Source organism: Anaerolinea thermolimosa, from assembly GCF_001050195.2.
In the GTDB taxonomy this organism is placed as follows: domain Bacteria; phylum Chloroflexota; class Anaerolineae; order Anaerolineales; family Anaerolineaceae; genus Anaerolinea; species Anaerolinea thermolimosa.
Window position 1 is genome coordinate 1,640,742 of sequence record NZ_DF967965.1, and the last position, 16,172, is coordinate 1,656,913.

At 50.9% G+C, this 16,172-nt stretch carries 16 protein-coding genes; 8 read left to right on the plus strand and 8 right to left on the minus strand.

The window, feature by feature from the left end; translation table 11 throughout:
- Window positions 1–55: 55 nt before the first annotated feature.
- The 4 genes from hutH to ATHL_RS07455 are packed head-to-tail and all read right to left on the minus strand — an operon-like array spanning window position 56 to window position 4,091.
- Window positions 56–1,597 carry a histidine ammonia-lyase gene (hutH, locus tag ATHL_RS07440; RefSeq protein ID WP_062191651.1) on the minus strand — a complete coding sequence of 514 codons (1,542 nt, stop codon included), beginning with the start codon at window positions 1,595–1,597 and terminating at the stop codon, window positions 56–58.
- A gap of 4 nt (window positions 1,598–1,601) precedes the next feature.
- Window positions 1,602–2,312 (minus strand): diacylglycerol/polyprenol kinase family protein, encoded by a 711-nt coding sequence (locus tag ATHL_RS07445; RefSeq protein WP_062191654.1) that lies wholly within the window; start codon window positions 2,310–2,312, stop codon window positions 1,602–1,604.
- A gap of 23 nt (window positions 2,313–2,335) precedes the next feature.
- A complete protein-coding gene (gene smpB / locus ATHL_RS07450; protein ID WP_062191656.1) occupies window positions 2,336–2,803 on the minus strand; it encodes an SsrA-binding protein SmpB in 468 nt (155 codons plus the stop codon).
- Between the two features lie 22 nt (window positions 2,804–2,825).
- Window positions 2,826–4,091, minus strand: a complete 1,266-nt coding sequence (locus tag ATHL_RS07455; protein WP_084001256.1) for an MFS transporter — start codon at window positions 4,089–4,091, stop codon at window positions 2,826–2,828.
- Between the two features lie 124 nt (window positions 4,092–4,215).
- On the opposite strand from ATHL_RS07455, the gene pfkA reads away from it, so the two are divergent.
- Genes pfkA through ATHL_RS07475 form a run of 4 tightly spaced genes read left to right on the plus strand, consistent with a single transcriptional unit; the run spans window position 4,216 to window position 7,015 of the window.
- Window positions 4,216–5,187, plus strand: coding sequence for a 6-phosphofructokinase (pfkA, locus tag ATHL_RS07460; RefSeq protein ID WP_062191661.1), 972 nt, complete (start codon window positions 4,216–4,218; stop codon window positions 5,185–5,187).
- Window position 5,188: 1 nt separating this feature from the next.
- The gene (locus ATHL_RS07465) at window positions 5,189–6,157 is read left to right on the plus strand and encodes a patatin-like phospholipase family protein (RefSeq protein ID WP_062191664.1); all 969 of its coding nucleotides are present in this window, start codon (window positions 5,189–5,191) and stop codon (window positions 6,155–6,157) included.
- The gene (locus ATHL_RS07470) at window positions 6,154–6,381 is read left to right on the plus strand and encodes a hypothetical protein (RefSeq protein WP_062191666.1); all 228 of its coding nucleotides are present in this window, start codon (window positions 6,154–6,156) and stop codon (window positions 6,379–6,381) included. Before ATHL_RS07465 ends, ATHL_RS07470 begins: the two co-directional genes overlap by 4 nt.
- Complete coding sequence (locus tag ATHL_RS07475) at window positions 6,365–7,015, plus strand: alpha/beta hydrolase (RefSeq protein ID WP_062191668.1); 651 nt, start codon at window positions 6,365–6,367, stop codon at window positions 7,013–7,015. The genes ATHL_RS07470 and ATHL_RS07475 overlap by 17 nt, the downstream gene beginning before the upstream one ends.
- A gap of 33 nt (window positions 7,016–7,048) precedes the next feature.
- Here the strand turns inward: ATHL_RS07475 and ATHL_RS07480 are convergent, their stop codons facing one another.
- Entirely contained in the window at window positions 7,049–7,525 is a 477-nt protein-coding gene (locus ATHL_RS07480; RefSeq protein ID WP_162787638.1) for an SH3 domain-containing protein, read from the minus strand.
- A gap of 170 nt (window positions 7,526–7,695) precedes the next feature.
- Window positions 7,696–9,207: a glucose-6-phosphate dehydrogenase gene (gene zwf, locus ATHL_RS07485; RefSeq protein WP_062191673.1), complete on the minus strand. Its 1,512-nt coding sequence runs from the start codon at window positions 9,205–9,207 to the stop codon at window positions 7,696–7,698.
- Between the two features lie 225 nt (window positions 9,208–9,432).
- Between zwf and ATHL_RS07490 the strand changes: the two genes are divergently transcribed.
- Window positions 9,433–10,278, plus strand: a complete 846-nt coding sequence (locus tag ATHL_RS07490; protein WP_062191676.1) for a DegV family protein — start codon at window positions 9,433–9,435, stop codon at window positions 10,276–10,278.
- A 57-nt stretch (window positions 10,279–10,335) separates the two neighbouring features.
- Here the strand turns inward: ATHL_RS07490 and ATHL_RS07495 are convergent, their stop codons facing one another.
- Entirely contained in the window at window positions 10,336–10,650 is a 315-nt protein-coding gene (locus ATHL_RS07495) for a putative quinol monooxygenase (protein WP_062191678.1), read from the minus strand.
- A gap of 112 nt (window positions 10,651–10,762) precedes the next feature.
- Here ATHL_RS07495 and ATHL_RS07500 point away from each other — a divergent pair, with 112 nt between their 5' ends.
- Together ATHL_RS07500 and ATHL_RS07505 are read left to right on the plus strand one after the other, a co-directional pair.
- A complete protein-coding gene (locus tag ATHL_RS07500) occupies window positions 10,763–11,734 on the plus strand; it encodes an aldo/keto reductase (protein ID WP_062191681.1) in 972 nt (323 codons plus the stop codon).
- Between the two features lie 51 nt (window positions 11,735–11,785).
- Window positions 11,786–12,520 carry an RluA family pseudouridine synthase gene (locus ATHL_RS07505; protein WP_084001257.1) on the plus strand — a complete coding sequence of 245 codons (735 nt, stop codon included), beginning with the start codon at window positions 11,786–11,788 and terminating at the stop codon, window positions 12,518–12,520.
- A 59-nt stretch (window positions 12,521–12,579) separates the two neighbouring features.
- On the opposite strand, the gene ATHL_RS07510 is transcribed toward ATHL_RS07505, so the two are convergent.
- Window positions 12,580–14,898 carry a sodium-translocating pyrophosphatase gene (locus ATHL_RS07510; protein ID WP_084001258.1) on the minus strand — a complete coding sequence of 773 codons (2,319 nt, stop codon included), beginning with the start codon at window positions 14,896–14,898 and terminating at the stop codon, window positions 12,580–12,582.
- 307 nt (window positions 14,899–15,205) lie between these two features.
- Here ATHL_RS07510 and ATHL_RS07515 point away from each other — a divergent pair, with 307 nt between their 5' ends.
- Complete coding sequence (locus ATHL_RS07515) at window positions 15,206–16,171, plus strand: ABC transporter ATP-binding protein (RefSeq protein ID WP_062191682.1); 966 nt, start codon at window positions 15,206–15,208, stop codon at window positions 16,169–16,171.
- The last annotated feature ends 1 nt before the right edge of the window (window position 16,172 follow it).

Sequence of the window (16,172 nt, forward strand, 5' to 3'; positions counted from 1 at the left end):
ATAAATTTGGTTGCCCTCTATCCATGATTAGGATCTTTTAACCTTCCCGTATCCTTCACAGGTCAGTCAATTCCTCAAATTCTCGATTAAGGATCATTTCCTTCACGGCCTCAATCTCTGGCCCCCACCAGGCATCTCCTGCGCGATATGGTACTTTCTCCCGGATAGAATGATAGATCATCGAAGTTCTTCTACCTGGCCTCAAACCCGGCAAAGCTCGTAGACGCAGATCAAGTGCTCTGGCCGCGGTATACAATTCAATAGCAAGGACATGAGCAGTGTTAAATAAAACCTCACGGGCATGTCGAGCGGCGGTCATTGAATTGGCGTTATGATCTTCCTGTTCCCCTGAGGTAGGTAAAGAATGTACTGAATCAGGGGTAGCCAGGGTTTGATTTTCGAGCACCAGAGACGCCGCAGTATACTGAGGCATCATCAGGCCAGAATTGAGCCCCGCATCTTCAGGAGTATCAACCAGCATCGGAGGAAGTCCTCCGTTGAGTTTACCATCCGTCAATCGGAAAATTCGCCGTTCTGAAATAGCCGCAACCTCAGCCATCACAATGGCCAGAAAATCCATTGCCATGCCGACAGGTTCTCCGTGGAAATTCCCCCCCGAAAGCACCTCGCCATTCTCAAAGATCAACGGGTTATCTGTAGCTGCATTTACTTCTCGTTCGATAATTTGACGTACAAAGACAAGGGTATCTCGAGCTGCTCCATTCACCTGAGGAGCACATCGTAATGAATAAGCATCCTGAATACGTCCGGCAGCATCAAGTAACTGACTTCCATCGGTTAATTTCAACACGTGCTCAGAAACGGTCAATTGCCCCACATGAGAACGAGCCCGATGCAGGCGTGGGTCAAAAGCAGATCGACAACCCATCACAGCTTCAAGGCTGAGCGCCAGAGCCGCGTCAGCCACATTTAATAAATAATCGGCATCTTCTACTGAAAGGGCAGCTATGGCTGCGCTGAAAGTAGCTCCATTATTCAGAGCCAGCCCTTCTTTAGGGCCAAGCCGCAACCGGGGAATACCTGCTCTCAGCATAGCAGTCTTCCCATCGAGAATCTCACCCTGATACTCAGCAAACCCCGAGTCCTCTGCTCGATCCTCCGCATCGGTGGTAAAGACAAGCGCGAGATGCGAGAGAGGTAATAAATCTCCCGAAGACCCCAGCGATCCCTGTCCTGGCACCAGTGGAGTTACCCCGGCATTAAGCATGTTTAACAGGGTTTCCACAATCTCTACCCGCACTCCGGAGTACCCTTTCGTTAAGGCATTGGCGCGTACCAGCATCGCCGCGCGTACGACCTCGGTAGGCAACGGTGCTCCTGTGCCTACCGCATGGCTTAAGATTAAATTCCGGCTTAAGGTCGCTGAATCCCGACGAGGAATGCGTTGTTCAGAAAAAATTCCAAAGCCTGTGTTTATGCCATACACAGGGCGATCGGTGGCTACAATTTCATTCAATATTCGTTGTGATCGAAGAATAGCCGCACGCCCTTCATCTCCCAGAACCACACTGGCATGATGTCGGGCTACCTTTCGAATGGCTTCCAGGCTTAACCCATATCCATTAATTTCAATCATATCTTCATCCCCAGAACAACAACCCCAGTAGCGTCGCCACCACCGGTACGGTTAGATTGTCAATATCCTTCCATGGGAGAGATTCCACCACCATACCTGCAAAAGAAATGACAAAAATGCCCGGTAAATACTTGATTAACGGCCCGTGAAGAACATTTTGACCAACAAATAGGCTGACGACCAGTATCGAAAGAATTGCTCCTCCAAAAAATACTCCAAGCGAACCAAGCAAGGTTTTCCTGGGCGACCACGGAAGGGTTGCTGAAGGAAGTCGTTTGCCAACAATATCTGCCAAACCGTCCCCGCCACATAGAAGCATTAAAGCCACAATTGCCACGGGGGAATTTTTCCAGAACAAGAGCGTTAGGACGACAAACACCATTCCATAAAGCAGGGGACCGCGGAGAACTTCTCGTCGGTCTCCTGTCCGGGACATTGCTCGAACCGCCTGCTCATCCTGAATAATTCCTGCACCTACAAGAACGAACTGCATTGTAATCGCCCCCGGAACCAGCGCCGCCAGCCATCGGGCAAAGCCAGCGTCACTGAAGAAAAGCCAGCAAAGCACAAAGATTGGGCCGGTTCCCAGGTGAATAATTTTTCGTGAAAGCTGGCCACTGATCCAACCACGGAAGGCTAAAAAATCATTAAACCGCAACCAGATGATAGCCAGACCCAGGGTGAGGCCGAGAGCAACCCAGTCGTTACCGATCATTCAGGCTCCAGAAAGACATGTTTTCAATAACGCTGTCGTTCTCGTTCTTCGCGGCGTAACTCCCGTTCCACATCCCGTTCAGCAATCGCCGCACGTTTATCGTAGAGTTTTTTCCCTTTAGCTATCGCTATTTCCACCTTCGCTCGCCCATCTTTGAGGTAGACCTGAACCGGGATGACGGTCACCCCCTTTTGCCGAACAGCGTTCCAGAGAGAGAGGATTTCTCGCTTATGGAGAAGTAATCGCCGCGGACGGCGTGGATCATGGTTAAAACGACTGGCGGGATTGTACGGAGCAATATGCGCATCCATTAACCAGGCCTCCCGTCCATCAACCCGCACATAGGCCTCTGCCAGGCTAATCTGCCCGGCTCGAATGGACTTGATTTCCGTGCCTTCAAGAGCGATCCCCGCTTCCAGCTTCTCAAGCAAAAAATATTCAAAGTGGGCACGACGATTGGTAGCAACGACTTTGATTCCTGGAGTCTTCATGCGCTCATTTTAACATATTCGCCTAACCCCAGCGTAAAGTTGCCCATCCGGCCAGAATACGTAACCCCGCAAAGCACAACAGCGCTCCCGGATATCCTAACCAGTTTATAAACTGAGGTCCCAGGAGAGAACCTATCAAAATTGCCCCATTGCTGACAAGAATATACCAGGAGAATGCCCCGGCACGATTGGTTGATGGAAGACTATCGGCCAGATAGTTAAACATCGCCCCCGCCAGAATAGACCAGGAGATTCCACCCACAAACTGCGCCACCATGAAGAAGGAAAATCCGTGAGACAAAGCCAGTAACGCCGGGAATATTCCCAGCCCCATCATACTGATCGCAGTTGTTCGATGATTACCAAACCGCCCCGTGACTTTACTCAGGTAAAAAGACCCAATAAAAACTACCAGGTTAAACATTGCCGATCCCACCCCAATTTGAAAGTCATTTAGCCTCAGGTAATTTACTGTAAACAGCGGCACCACAGGAATAACCAACCATTGCGAAATGTGGAATCCAAAAAATAATAAAAGCACACGGATGTATCGGCTAATCTCCGGATTGCTCCTGGTCAAGACAACCTCTTTTCGAATCGGTTCGTCCGTCTCCTCAGCGCTTGTGCTCACTACACTCTGCCGAGAATCAAGCCTGCCCAGGAAAAACAAATGCAGGCTGCTCATCGCCGCTCCAAGAAATCCAATTCCAAAAACGATCTGATAACCCAGGGGGAACGTAACTCCGTTAAGAATTTGGCCACTAAGTAATGTAAAGCATAGAGCAACTACTGAAAGAAGCCCATTTCGCCCACCCACGACGTAAGCTCGCCATTGTGAAGGCACCGCTTCAATAACAAAGGCATTGAAACTCACATTGAGCACAGTCAATGGAACATTCATAACGAGCGTAATTAGAATAATCACCCATAATTCGACTGCTGGAGAAAATAAGAGGGGTAAAAAAACGAAACCCAGATAGAAAATTCTCGCCGCCGCAGAAGACCAAAAAGCCACTCTTCCCAACCTTCGACCTCGCATCCAGCGACCGGATGGGATGGCAAGCAACAGATTTACCAGCGCAGGAACCGCATTAAGCAACCCAATTTGCCCCGGACTCGCTCCGAGCCGTGCAGCATAGACCCCCAGAAAGGCCACCGTCGATCCGCTCAATACTCCAACCCAGGCCATGTCCAGGAAGAGATGTAAGAAAATATCTTTATATTGCCCCGGAATGGGTTGTGAGGGAAAAAAACGATAAGTAATGGAACGCCACAATGTTTGCATCATAAGTTCGTATTATATGGGTATAATTCGAAATTGCATTACCCATTTTTTTCTTAAGAAATAAACAGTCCACGGTAAACCCCGTTCATGGGGTTGTGCCACGAACCAGCCAGGGAGGATTCGGCTCATGAAACGTATTGCGGTACTGACCAGCGGTGGAGATGCTCCCGGTATGAACGCAGCCATTCGAGCTGTGGTGCGTACTGGCATTTATAAAGGATGGGAAGTGTATGGTGTTCAGCATGGGTATCAAGGATTGATCTCCGGCGATATCCGTCCACTTGGCAATCGTGATGTGGGGGGAATTATCCAACAGGGTGGCACCATTCTGGGTAGTGCCCGCTGCCCTGATTTTGAAACCCTTGAAGGGCGACAGAAAGCCATTGACCAGCTGAAACAAAGGGGAATTAGTGCCCTTGTGGTCATTGGGGGGAATGGCTCACAAACAGGCGCTTATGAATTAAACCGGATGGGATTTCCTGTGGTAGGTGTAGCGTCTACCATTGACAACGACCTTTTTGGCTCCGATATTACCATTGGTGTCGATACTGCTTTAAATATTGCACTGGAAGCCATTGATCGGCTTAAAGTCACTGCTTCTTCTCACCACCGTGCCTTCCTTGTAGAGGTGATGGGACGAAAGTGTGGCTATCTTGCGCTCATGTCCGGGATTGCAGGGGGTGCGGAAGCCATTGTCATCCCTGAGATTGAAATCCACCCGGAAGATATTGCCAGTGAAATTCGCCGGGCTTATGAACGGGGAAAGGCTCATGCCCTGATCGTCGTAGCCGAAGGGGCGAAGTATAATGCCCAGGCTTTGGCCGATTATTTTAAGCAACATCAGGAACGCCTTGGCTTTGATGTTCGCACTACCACGTTGGGACACGTTCAACGAGGTGGCGCCCCCGGTGCATACGATCGCATCCTTGCAACCAGACTCGGCGCGGGCGCTACTGACGCAATAGCGCGTGAAGAAACCGGAGTCCTCGTGGGAATGATCCGAGGCCAGATTACAACAACCCCTTATTCAGATGTTGTTGGGCAACAGAAGCCTCTCGATCTAAGCCTTCTTGACCTTAGTAAATCGCTGGAGCAATAAGATGACCATCGAAGTCAGTCTGGCATTGGGTGGGGGCGGAGTGCGTGGCATTGCCCATCTTGGAGTGATCGATTTTCTCGAAAGCCAGGGAGTATGCATTAAAGCAGTTGCCGGGACAAGTATCGGTAGTCTGATGGGAGCCCTTTACGCTGCCGGGAAAAAGCCCTCTGAGTTAATCGCGTTAATCCATCACTTCAATCTAAACGATTTATACCGCCGCCGCCCTGAAGATGGCCCGGCAATTTTTGGTCATGCTGGCCTGATCGATGTGTTATCTGATGTCCTCGGAGATTGTGATTTTTCTCAGCTAAAGATTCCCTTTGCCTGTACCGCGGTCGATCTCAACACTGCGAAAGAAGTTTACCTGACCTCCGGAAAAGTCATCGAGGCTATCCTAGCCAGCAGTGCCTTTCCCGGAATGCTACCACCCCGGCCATGGAATGACTTTCTCCTGGTCGATGGCGGTATCCTCGATCCAGTGCCGGTGAAGCTAGCCCGCCTGTTAGCGCCAGGTCTTCCAGTCATCGCTGTTACTTTACAACCCCCTCCCGAGGAATGGGGGCAATTACCCGAAGCCGACCTGATTGATACCGCACCTCTTCCCATACCCCATCGCCTTCTTCAGGGCTTCTCACGACTGCGGATTGGTCAGGCAGTGAAAATTTTCACCCGTTCGATGGATATTAACTCTCGCATGGTTGCAGAATTACGCCTATTGATCGACCGCCCCGATGTCAATATCCGACCGGATGTCATTCGTTTTGGCCTGTTCGAGCAGGTTGACCCCGACATTCTGGCCGATCTTGGCCGACAAGCTGCCAGCGAAAAATTCACTGAGATAGTAAACGCCGCTTCCCTGGCCGGAAAAATCCGCCGTTTCTTTCGTCAAATTGCCCCTATGGAAGAGCCTGCTGTTTTATTCAGGAATGATCCCGAGCACGAATCGTCACGTAGAAGAGAACCTGAATGAAGCGTGACCTTCGAGATTATGCCCGTCAGACTACCATCCGATTGTTGATCGGTGGAATTTTACTTCTGTTCATTGTTGGTGATGGGTTGGTTTATTGGATTTATGGCCCTTCGGCGGCCCTCGCCGGCCTCCTGTGCCTTGGAGCGGGACTTTTTCCGGTCCTTTTGATTTTTCTTGTTCTCAGCTTTTTAGATTGGATTGTCAAGCGTGCGAACCGGGAATGACACCCTTACTCTTTTACAGCGCGGTTGGGTGTTCCGACTGCGTTTACCGGAAAACCCGGTTCGAACCGTGATCATGCTCCACGGTTGGACGGGAGATGAAACTTCTATGGAGATCTTTAGCCGGGTGCTTCCCCAGGATAGTCTCATCCTCTACCCTCGTGCACCCCTCCCCGCACGACCATCAGGGTTTGGTTGGGTTGAGCCCCTGGATGAGGTCTGGCCACCGATGCATCGGTTCAAGTCCGTCTGCCAGAATCTGGTTTCACGTATTGATTCCCTCCTGAACGAGATGGGGCTTTCACCCTCTCACCGGTGGAATATCGCAGGATTTAGCCAGGGTGGTGCGATGGGTTATGCTTTGGGATTTTACTTTTCGGACCGCCTGGAAAAAATCGCAATTCTTTCTGGTTATTTCCCGGAACCCGACTCTCAACAACCCCCGCCTGACCTGTCAGGTTTATCTTTCTTCATCGCACACGGGTCCAGAGACGAGACCGTTCCTTCTGAACAGGCCATTCGTGGTCTGACCTGGGTAAAAAGAGCCGGTGCTCAAGTAAGGTTCTGTGAAAGCCCGGTAGGGCACCGGGTTTCGGCAGATTGTATGAAAAAATTTCAGGAATTTATCACAAGCTGAGAAGAAGAGAGCCTTCGGTCTTTGGTTTGAGCCTTAAAACCTTGACTGAGCTAGCGAGATTAAACCGAACAACAGCCCCAGTGCAGCCAACCCGGCAATGATAAATCCCATCGGCACGTTTCCGACCGTTGCTCCCGATTCCGCTTCAAAGGTGGGAATGCTTAACGGCGGCGGCGAAGTGTACGTCGGGAGGCGTGTAGGCGCCAGAGTCACAATAAACTTGGCAGCGAGTGTCGGATCAATGGTATTGGTTACCAGGGGTGTCGGCGTTGGAGGAGGCTCAATGATCGGCAGCTCAACATTAGGTTCAATCCTCACATAGGCAGACCAGACCCAGGCGACTCCGCCGGGTACGCCGGGGTATTCAATCATCACCCATAAACCACCGGAAGACCGCCCCTTGGCAGGAGCTTTTTGCCCAACCAATAGAACTCCCACCTTGTCGTATGTGGTGCCCGGCCCAGACCGGATATTAATCTGCGGTTCTGGACCCGGTACAACCACTGCCATTGGCCCACTTGCGGTACTGGTAACCGTTGGCGCAGGAGGTTGTCCCTGATCAGCCTCCGAGGCGCTTACAGTATGCCTCCACCCAGAATAACCACTAAGGATAACAACTGATAAAAGAATGAAAAACTTCCAGAAAACAAATTTGGTTTTAAAGATGCTCTCGTTCACGCTCATGATCCTTGAATAACACGCCACGACCAACCATCGCGATGAATGAAGTCATCCGCACAGGCCGGCCCCCAGGTTCCCGCCTCATAAATGGGTAAATTCTTCACCGGGTAAGCCTCCCATGCTTTAAGAATGCCCGAGGTGAATCGCCATGCGGCTAAAACCTCATCACTCCGGGTGAACAGAGTCGCGTCACCCATAAGACAATCAAGGAGCAACCGCTCATACGCCTCCGGCGGCTCCGACCCGAAAGCCTCCTGATAACTGAATTGCATCTTCACCGGAGCAATCTGAGTGCGTGGTTGCGGATTCTTCGCCCCAAAGGTCAGAGTAATGCCTTCATTGGGTTGAATATTCAAGACCAGGGCATTGGGGGCGGCTTCTCCCATATCCTGCCAGTCGAACAATCGTAAAGGAGGTTGCTTAAACTGAATCGCGATTTCCGTTACCCTGGCACCCAGACGTTTCCCACAACGGAGGTAAAAAGGGACTCCCGCCCAGCGCCAGTTATCAATCAGGAGCTTTGCAGCAAGATACGTTTCAGTGGTGGAATTGGGAGGTACCCCTTTTTCATCTTTGTATCCCGGAACCCTCACCCCATCCACCAACCCGGCGACATACTGACCACGGCAGGTGTTTTCCAGAGCAGCCTTGCCTTCCAATGGTTGAAGGGCCTCAAGGACTTTAACTTTCTCATCTCGCACATTATCTGCTTTGAATTGCACCGGGGCTTCCATCGCGGTCAGACCCACCAGTTGCAACATGTGGTTTTGGAACATATCTCGTATGACCCCGGCCGTATCATAATACCCGGCCCGGGTACCAACCCCTACGGTTTCAGCAACGGTAATCTGCACATTATCGATAAAATTACGATTCCAGATAGGCTCAAAAATACCATTGGCAAACCGGAACACTAAAATGTTTTGTACGGTTTCTTTTCCAAGGTAATGGTCAATACGATATACCTGATCTTCACGGAAAGATTGGTGAATGACTCTTTCCAGTTCTTCCGCCGATTCGAGGTCCCTGCCGTAAGGTTTTTCAACCACCAGCCTTGTCCAGGAGCCAGAGCAGTCCACCATTTGGTGCTGTCCCAAACGTTTGATGATGTCAATATAAGCGTCGGGTGGAGTGGCCAGATAGAAGACTACATTGCATAATCCGAGCTCTGAAAGCATCTGTTGAAGACGCTCGTACCCGCTGTCATCGTCAAAAGAGGAACGGACATAATGCGCCCGGCTCAATAGATCCTCTACAACCGTTGCATCCACAGGACGGGTTCGCGCAAATTCATGAATTGCTTTCTTCAGGGAATCACGTAAAACATCATCATCCCATTCTCGCCTTGCAAAACCAATCACATGCACTGGTACAGTCAGTCTTCCTTCTCGATGCAACTCATAAAGCGCCGGTAAAAGCTTTCGATGGGTTAAATCGCCAGTTACCCCAAAAATGACAAAGGCTATCGGCTCACTTCCCAGAGATAATTGTTGGTTGTTTCTGATGATCATGGCTTCAACCTCTTTGAGATTTCAACACCCATTTTACCCGATGAATCCAGACTTCCGAGTTTCTCTTGCATACTTTTCGCTTTCCGAACGAGTCATCGCCTGTTGTATAATACTTTCATCACTTTATGATGCTTCAACCTGCCCGAACGTTATCTTCATCTTTGGTAGCTTGAAGCCGTGCTCTCTATTCTGATTGATCATTCATTGCACGAAAGGAACTCATTCATGGTCAAAATTATAGCCGACACCACATCTTGCCTGCCTCTGGAATTGGTAAAACAAGCAGGCATATATTATGTACCCCAGATCATTGTGATCGGCGAGGAAACATACCGCGACGACACGGAAATGAATGCCCTGGAATTTCTCAAACGCCAGCGCACCAGCCCGGTTTTGCCCAAAACGGCTGCTCCCAGTCCGGCATTTTATACCCCAATTTACAGAGAAATTCAGGAACAGGGCAATTCAGGCGTGGTTCTGGCACCTTCTGCTCAGGTGAGTGGTACTTTACGCGGAGCATCAGTAGCTGCTCAGGATTTCCCGGGCCTTGATATCCATGTTGTCGATACCGAGTTGATTGCCGGAGGGCTTGGTGCTCTCGTTCTCGAAGCCAATCGCTGGGCCCAGGCTGGGATGGATGCCGCTACAATTGTTGATCGGGCGAAAGCCATGGCAAAACGGCATCGAGTTTACTTTCTCGTCGACACGCTGGATTATCTCTACAAAGGTGGCCGCATTGGGGCAGCTTCTCACCTCGTCGGAAGCCTTCTTCAGATGAAGCCTATTCTGACGTTAAAAGAAGGGCATGTGGCTTCCCTGGAAAGTCAACGTACTCATAAACGCGCTCTAGCTCGGCTCAAAGAAATTGTTGTCTCCGAATGTCCTGCAGGGCCAGAGAGCTTCCTGTGTGTTATGCACGGAGACGCTCTGGAACAGGCACAGGCGCTCGCTCAGGATTTATCCTCGCAGTTGAATATTCCGATGGAGCAAATCCCCATTTATGACCTCACCCCGGCCATCCTTGTGCATTCCGGCCCGGGGGTCCTTGCTGTGGCTTTCTTTGTGCAATAAACTCAGCGAATCATGGCAAAAGCGGGAGGCAGCAAAAGAACCTCCCGCTTTTTTACTCTATTTCAGGTTCCAGTGGTCGTCAGCAGGAAATACATTTCTATATTGGAGGCCAACTCTGGGTTCAGCCATCATTTCAGCCACAGAATCGCGCCATTTCTGGTAATGCGCGGTCTCCCGATGTCTTGCATGATCCTCCGGGGTCCGATACACCTCCACCAGGCTAAATCGGGTCGGATCATCGGTCTGCTGAAAGACATCGAAACGGATCACCCCTTCCTCCTGAATGCTGTTCCGAGCATTTTCCACAATGGCTTCTTTAAAAGGCTCAATGGCTTCAGGTTTAACCCGAATATGGACCATCAAGACGTGCATAATCACCCTCCATATCACCCGATCATCTTTTTTTCTTATGAATATTTTTGTTATACTCATTTTACATCGAATATTTTCAATGTTCTTTTGGTTCAGCATCAGGAGGTGAACTATGGAATATACCCATCTCGGTAGAACCGGCTTACTCGTCAGCCGCCTTTGCCTTGGCACAATGAATTTTGGCCCTCTTACCAGCGAAGCGGACAGTTTCGCTATTATGGACCGAGCCCTTGAGCTCGGGATCAACTTCTTCGATACTGCAAACGTCTACGGCTGGAAACTTGGTGAAGGCGTAACCGAGCAAATTATTGGAAAATGGTTTGCTCAGGGAGGTGGCCGCCGAGAGAAAACGGTCATCGCCACCAAGGTATTCGGGCGTATGGGCGAATGGCCCAATCAGCAAAAACTTTCAGCCCTCCACATTCGGCAGGCCTGTGAAGATAGCCTTCGCCGCCTGAAAACGGACCACATCGATCTTTACCAGATGCACCATGTTGACCCCGAAACCCCATGGGATGAAATCTGGCAGGCTATGGAAGTCCTCGTTCAACAGGGAAAAGTCATTTACGTGGGCAGTTCGAACTTCGGTGGTTGGCATATCACAGCCGCAATGGAGACCGCCCGATCTCGAAATTTCCTTGGCCTCGTTTCTGAACAAAGCCTGTACAACCTGACCGCTCGTACCATCGAACTGGAAGTGATCCCCGCATGTCGGCATTATGGTGTGGGGATCATTCCCTGGAGTCCATTGGCCGGGGGTCTCCTGGGAGGGGTTCTGGAGAAAGCCAGAGAAGGACGTCGCGCATCCGAGAATATCGAAAAGCGCGTCAACGAACTCCGCCCGCAACTTGAGGCCTATGAGAATCTCTGTAAGGAAATGGGGGAGAAACCTGCCGATGTAGCCCTGGCCTGGCTGCTTAAAAACCCGGCCGTTACTGCTCCCATTATTGGCCCTCGCACTCTGGAACAACTCAACGGCAGCCTTCGCGCATTAGAAATCAAGCTGGATGACGAAGTCATGAAAAAGCTTGATCAGCTCTTCCCCGGCCCCGGTGGAGAAGCACCCTGGGCTTATGCATGGTAAAATCAAAAAACGATCCCGCAAGATGCGGGATCGTTTTTTGGAGGGTAGGAAATGGCCGAAGGGAAAGAAGATTTCCCGGTAGATTTTCAAAATCAGGAAGACCCTCGCCGCCTCGTTCTCTATTCAGATGAGAGTATCCTGGTGGTTAATAAACCCGCCGGTCTTCTAACCGTGCCTGACGGCTATCATCGAGAGTTACCCACCATCCGTTCATTCCTTGAACCTCAGTGGGGACGTTGCTGGATCGTCCACCGTCTCGACAAAGATACCAGTGGAGTGATGGTCATCGCTCGCACTCCCGAAGCGCATCGGGATCTCAACCGTCAGTTTGCATCCCGCGAAGTGCATAAGGTATACCATGCTATTTGTGCAGGCTCTCCTTGCGAGGATGAATGGCAAATCAACTTTCCCTTACGTGTAAACGGAGACCGAAATCACCGCACGGTTGTAGATCCCGTGCAAGGGAAACCCGCTCTGACGGTGATTCGTGTGCTTCGGCGCCTGGCTTGTACATGTCTGGTTGCAGCCATGCCCTTTACTGGCTATACGCACCAGATCCGCGCACATCTTTCCTCCTCCGGATTCCCTCTTCTCGGTGATCCTCTTTATCGTATCCCTCGTACCTTTACCGGGCCTGTACCTGATTTTTCATCCCTCCCCATTTTTTCCCGCCCTGCTTTACATGCTTTTCAGATTCATTTCCTCCACCCGGAAACCGGTCAGAGCGTTGAATTCACCGCCCCCTATCCTGTAGATTTTCAGGCTCTCCTGGATCAATTATCCTGAATAAATGACCACGGGGTAGTTTCCTACCCCGTGGTGTCATAACAAAACTAGATTAACTGTCAATCTGCCGCTGATTCGCTCTTAGCTTCTTCCTGGACAAACAATTTAGCCGGTTGCTTGCTGCGTCCAATGGCCCAGATGATAGCCACCAGGAGAACCACCGCAATAATCCACGGAACGATTCCACTGGCCGAAACCATCAACGGAGCAGCCAGCAGGCTTACCAGGTTGACCACTTTGATCATCGGGTTGAGCGCCGGGCCGGCGGTGTCTTTCAATGGATCACCCACGGTGTCGCCTACCACACCAGCTTTGTGCCGTTCAGAGCCTTTTCCGGTATTGGCCTCAAGGTTACGGGGTTCGTCCTCAATGCCCTTCTTGGCGTTGTCCCACGCGCCACCGGCGTTCGCCATGAAGACTGCCAGCATCTGACCACTAAGGATCACGCCCGCCAGGAAACCACCCAGAGCCTCAACCTTCAAAACCAGACCAACCACCAGTGGCAGCAAAACCGAGATGGTTGCCAGAGGGATCAGCTCTTTTTGAGAAGAAGCCGTTGAAATCCCCACCACACGGGCATAATCGGGCTTCACGGTACCTTCCATAATCCCAGGGATGCGGAACTGGTTGCGCACCTCTTCCACGATCTGCCCTGCTGCGCGAGAAACCGCCTTAATGGCCAGCGAGCTGAACAACCAGGGCAGAGCCCCGCCAATCAGGAAGCCAACAAAGACAGCCGTTTCTGAGACACGGATCGAATCGATAACCGGCAGGCCAAGATTTTCTTGCACCCGACCGATATCAGTAATAAACGAGGCAAACAACGAAACCGCCGCAATGACTGCCGACGCAATGGCGATGCCTTTAGTGATAGCCTTCGTGGTATTACCCACCGCATCCAGGTCAGCCATAATCTGCCGGGCGCGCTTGGTAGTGTCATCATCCAGGTCATGCCAGGCCATCTCACCAATTCCATTGGCGTTGTCCGAGATGGGACCATAAGAGTCCATCGCCACATTGTTCCCGGTGTGGCTGAGCATCCCGATGCCAATCATGGCGATCGCATACAACACATACAACGAGCCTTCTGAGCCGTACACAATCATACCTAGCACGAAGGCAATCACGATCACCATCAATGCCCAGACGGAAGATTCCATTCCGACCGAAAGACCAGAAAGAATGGTCGTCGCAGGCCCAAATTTAGTCGATTTGATAATTTCCTGAACCGGGCTCTTCCGGGTGGCAGTGAAATAGGAAGTCAGAGGATTGAAAGCCACTGCAAGACCTACCCCAATGGTGGTAAGCAGGCCAAGGCGCCAGTCGTGTCCGTAGGCAATCGCCAGCACAAACGCCCACAACACCGTGTTGACGCTCGATACTTCGTATGAGCGGAACATGGCTTCTTCGGCATCATGAGCACGGAGGAATTTAAGTGGGAAGCTCTCCCAGATAGGCACGGTGAAAGTACCAAGGATAGAGCTGATCACACCAATCGCCCGAATAACAAGGGGATAAACGATCCACTTCAGCTCCCCGGTCTGTGCTACCAGCGCCAGCCCCAGGATCAATGCCGAAACGATGGTCACCTCATAACTCTCAAAGATATCAGCGGCCATTCCGGCGCAATCGCCCACGTTATCACCCACAAGGTCGGCCACTACTGCCGCATTGCGCGGGTCATCTTCGGGGATATCTTTTTCTACTTTACCCACCAGGTCAGCGCCGACATCGGCAGCCTTCGTGTAAATACCCCCACCTACACGCATGAAGAGAGCCAGCAGGGTTCCACCAAAACCAAACCCCAGCAGAGCATCTGGAGCAGCCGTACCAAACACGATGAAAATAACGGTTCCCCCGAAAAGGCCAAGTCCATCGGTGAGCATGCCAGTGATTGTTCCAGCATAGTAAGCGATGGAAAGGGCTTCATTAAAGCTGCGTCGGGCTGCCGAAGCTGATCGCACACTGGCTTGAATGGCCATGCGCATTCCTAGTTGGCCCACCAGAAGCGAGAAACTCGCACCCATGATAAACGCAATGGTGCGACCAATCGCTACAATGATCTGGGTATTTTGCGGAAACTCATGCAAAGCTTCCCGGCTTGGAGGAACAACATATACGCTCAAGAAGAGAGCAACCGTGAGAAGAAGAATCGCTGGAAGGATTGTTTTTAATTGTCGGTTCAGGTAGCTATCTGCACCAATCCGGATCGTCTCCCAAACTTCCTGCATCTTCGGTGTGCCTTTATCCTTCTTCAGCACGTTCCCTCGCAATAACCATGCATAAAGAAGGCTGATAAAGGCGGTTACGACGACGCCCAGCACAGCGATTTGCTCAAAAGCATTCAGGCCGTGCCGGGCCATTCCTAAGATATCCATAGTACCTCCTGAGAAATATAAAAATGTTGCTGGGTTGTTTTGTGCAGGTTACGCTCTGGGAACAAAAAAATCTCGGCCATTATAATCCAATGTCTGCGAATTGAACATGGAAGATTAGCATTTGATTAGAAGTTCGTTAGCCTATTGACTTTAGTATCACGTTTGTTGTATAAAATGATGCGGCTTGGAAAAGGGTCGCAAATTTAGCGGGGATTCCCCGCCCTAATGGTATGGTATGCATCGAGCGGAACTCAGTTTCCGCTCTTCAATTGCCTGAATCTCTTAAGTCTGCAACTCGGAGAATGCAATGATTCGCGTCACAGGATTAACAAAAGATTACGGCTCCAGGCGCGCCATTCATGACCTTACCTTCAATGCCCGCAAAGGTGAAATTCTGGGTTTCCTCGGCCCGAATGGCGCCGGGAAGACCACCACCATGCGCATCCTCACCGGTTTCATGCCCCCAACCTCAGGCACGGTTGAAATCGGTGGATACGATGTGATCGATCACTCTCTCGAGGTACGTCGAATTGTGGGGTATCTCCCGGAAACCGTTCCCCTGTACCCGGACATGACCGTGAGGGAATATCTGGAGTACATGGCCAGCCTGAGGCACCTTAAAAACATCGAAAAACGCGTTACTGAGACTCTGGAACAGGTTGGAATGGCTGATCGTGCAAACGGGTACATCAGCAACCTTTCTAAGGGAATGCGGCAGCGCGTTGGGTTAGCTCAGGCTTTGATTCATCAACCCGAAGTCCTGATCCTTGATGAACCAACCATTGGCCTTGACCCGGCTCAGGTGGTTAATATCCGAAAGCTGATCAAAGAAATCGGACAGAATAAAACGGTTATTCTTTCCACGCATATTCTTCCCGAGGCACAACAAATTTGTGACCGGGTCATGATTATCAATAAAGGCCATATCGTCGCTGAGGATACTCCTGAACAGCTCCAGGCACGTCTTACCGGCTCTCAGCGTGTCTTGCTTACAGTGCGTGGGGAATCCCAGGATGTGGTTCCGTTGATTAAACAACTTCCAGGCATTCTCCAGGTCGTAGAAAAAGAGGACGGAACACTGGAATACGAGTCCCTCCCCGGACAAGACATTCGTCCCCTGGTCGCCCGAAAGATCATTGAAGCGGGCTTTGACCTCCTGCAATTACAACCCATTAACATGAGCCTGGAAGAGATTTTCTTGCAACTCACCCGCGATGAAACCGAACCATCTGCGGCGATGCCAGAAGTCGGGTATTCGATGGAGGAGAACTGAA

What these genes read in the sequence shown, in the direction of transcription:
- ATHL_RS07510 (WP_084001258.1), bottom strand. Translation starts at nt 14,898, where the DNA reads ATGGATATCTTAGGAATGGCCCGGCACGGCCTGAATGCTTTTGAGCAA.
- ATHL_RS07515 (WP_062191682.1), top strand. Translation starts at nt 15,206, where the DNA reads ATGATTCGCGTCACAGGATTAACAAAAGATTACGGCTCCAGGCGCGCC.
- ATHL_RS07480 (WP_162787638.1), bottom strand. Translation starts at nt 7,525, where the DNA reads ATGGCAGTGGTTGTACCGGGTCCAGAACCGCAGATTAATATCCGGTCT.
- ATHL_RS07500 (WP_062191681.1), top strand. Translation starts at nt 10,763, where the DNA reads ATGGAATATACCCATCTCGGTAGAACCGGCTTACTCGTCAGCCGCCTT.
- zwf (WP_062191673.1), bottom strand. Translation starts at nt 9,207, where the DNA reads ATGATCATCAGAAACAACCAACAATTATCTCTGGGAAGTGAGCCGATA.
- ATHL_RS07465 (WP_062191664.1), top strand. Translation starts at nt 5,189, where the DNA reads ATGACCATCGAAGTCAGTCTGGCATTGGGTGGGGGCGGAGTGCGTGGC.
- hutH (WP_062191651.1), bottom strand. Translation starts at nt 1,597, where the DNA reads ATGATTGAAATTAATGGATATGGGTTAAGCCTGGAAGCCATTCGAAAG.
- ATHL_RS07495 (WP_062191678.1), bottom strand. Translation starts at nt 10,650, where the DNA reads ATGCACGTCTTGATGGTCCATATTCGGGTTAAACCTGAAGCCATTGAG.
- ATHL_RS07445 (WP_062191654.1), bottom strand. Translation starts at nt 2,312, where the DNA reads ATGATCGGTAACGACTGGGTTGCTCTCGGCCTCACCCTGGGTCTGGCT.
- ATHL_RS07490 (WP_062191676.1), top strand. Translation starts at nt 9,433, where the DNA reads ATGGTCAAAATTATAGCCGACACCACATCTTGCCTGCCTCTGGAATTG.
- smpB (WP_062191656.1), bottom strand. Translation starts at nt 2,803, where the DNA reads ATGAAGACTCCAGGAATCAAAGTCGTTGCTACCAATCGTCGTGCCCAC.
- pfkA (WP_062191661.1), top strand. Translation starts at nt 4,216, where the DNA reads ATGAAACGTATTGCGGTACTGACCAGCGGTGGAGATGCTCCCGGTATG.
- ATHL_RS07455 (WP_084001256.1), bottom strand. Translation starts at nt 4,091, where the DNA reads ATGATGCAAACATTGTGGCGTTCCATTACTTATCGTTTTTTTCCCTCA.
- ATHL_RS07505 (WP_084001257.1), top strand. Translation starts at nt 11,786, where the DNA reads ATGGCCGAAGGGAAAGAAGATTTCCCGGTAGATTTTCAAAATCAGGAA.
- ATHL_RS07470 (WP_062191666.1), top strand. Translation starts at nt 6,154, where the DNA reads ATGAAGCGTGACCTTCGAGATTATGCCCGTCAGACTACCATCCGATTG.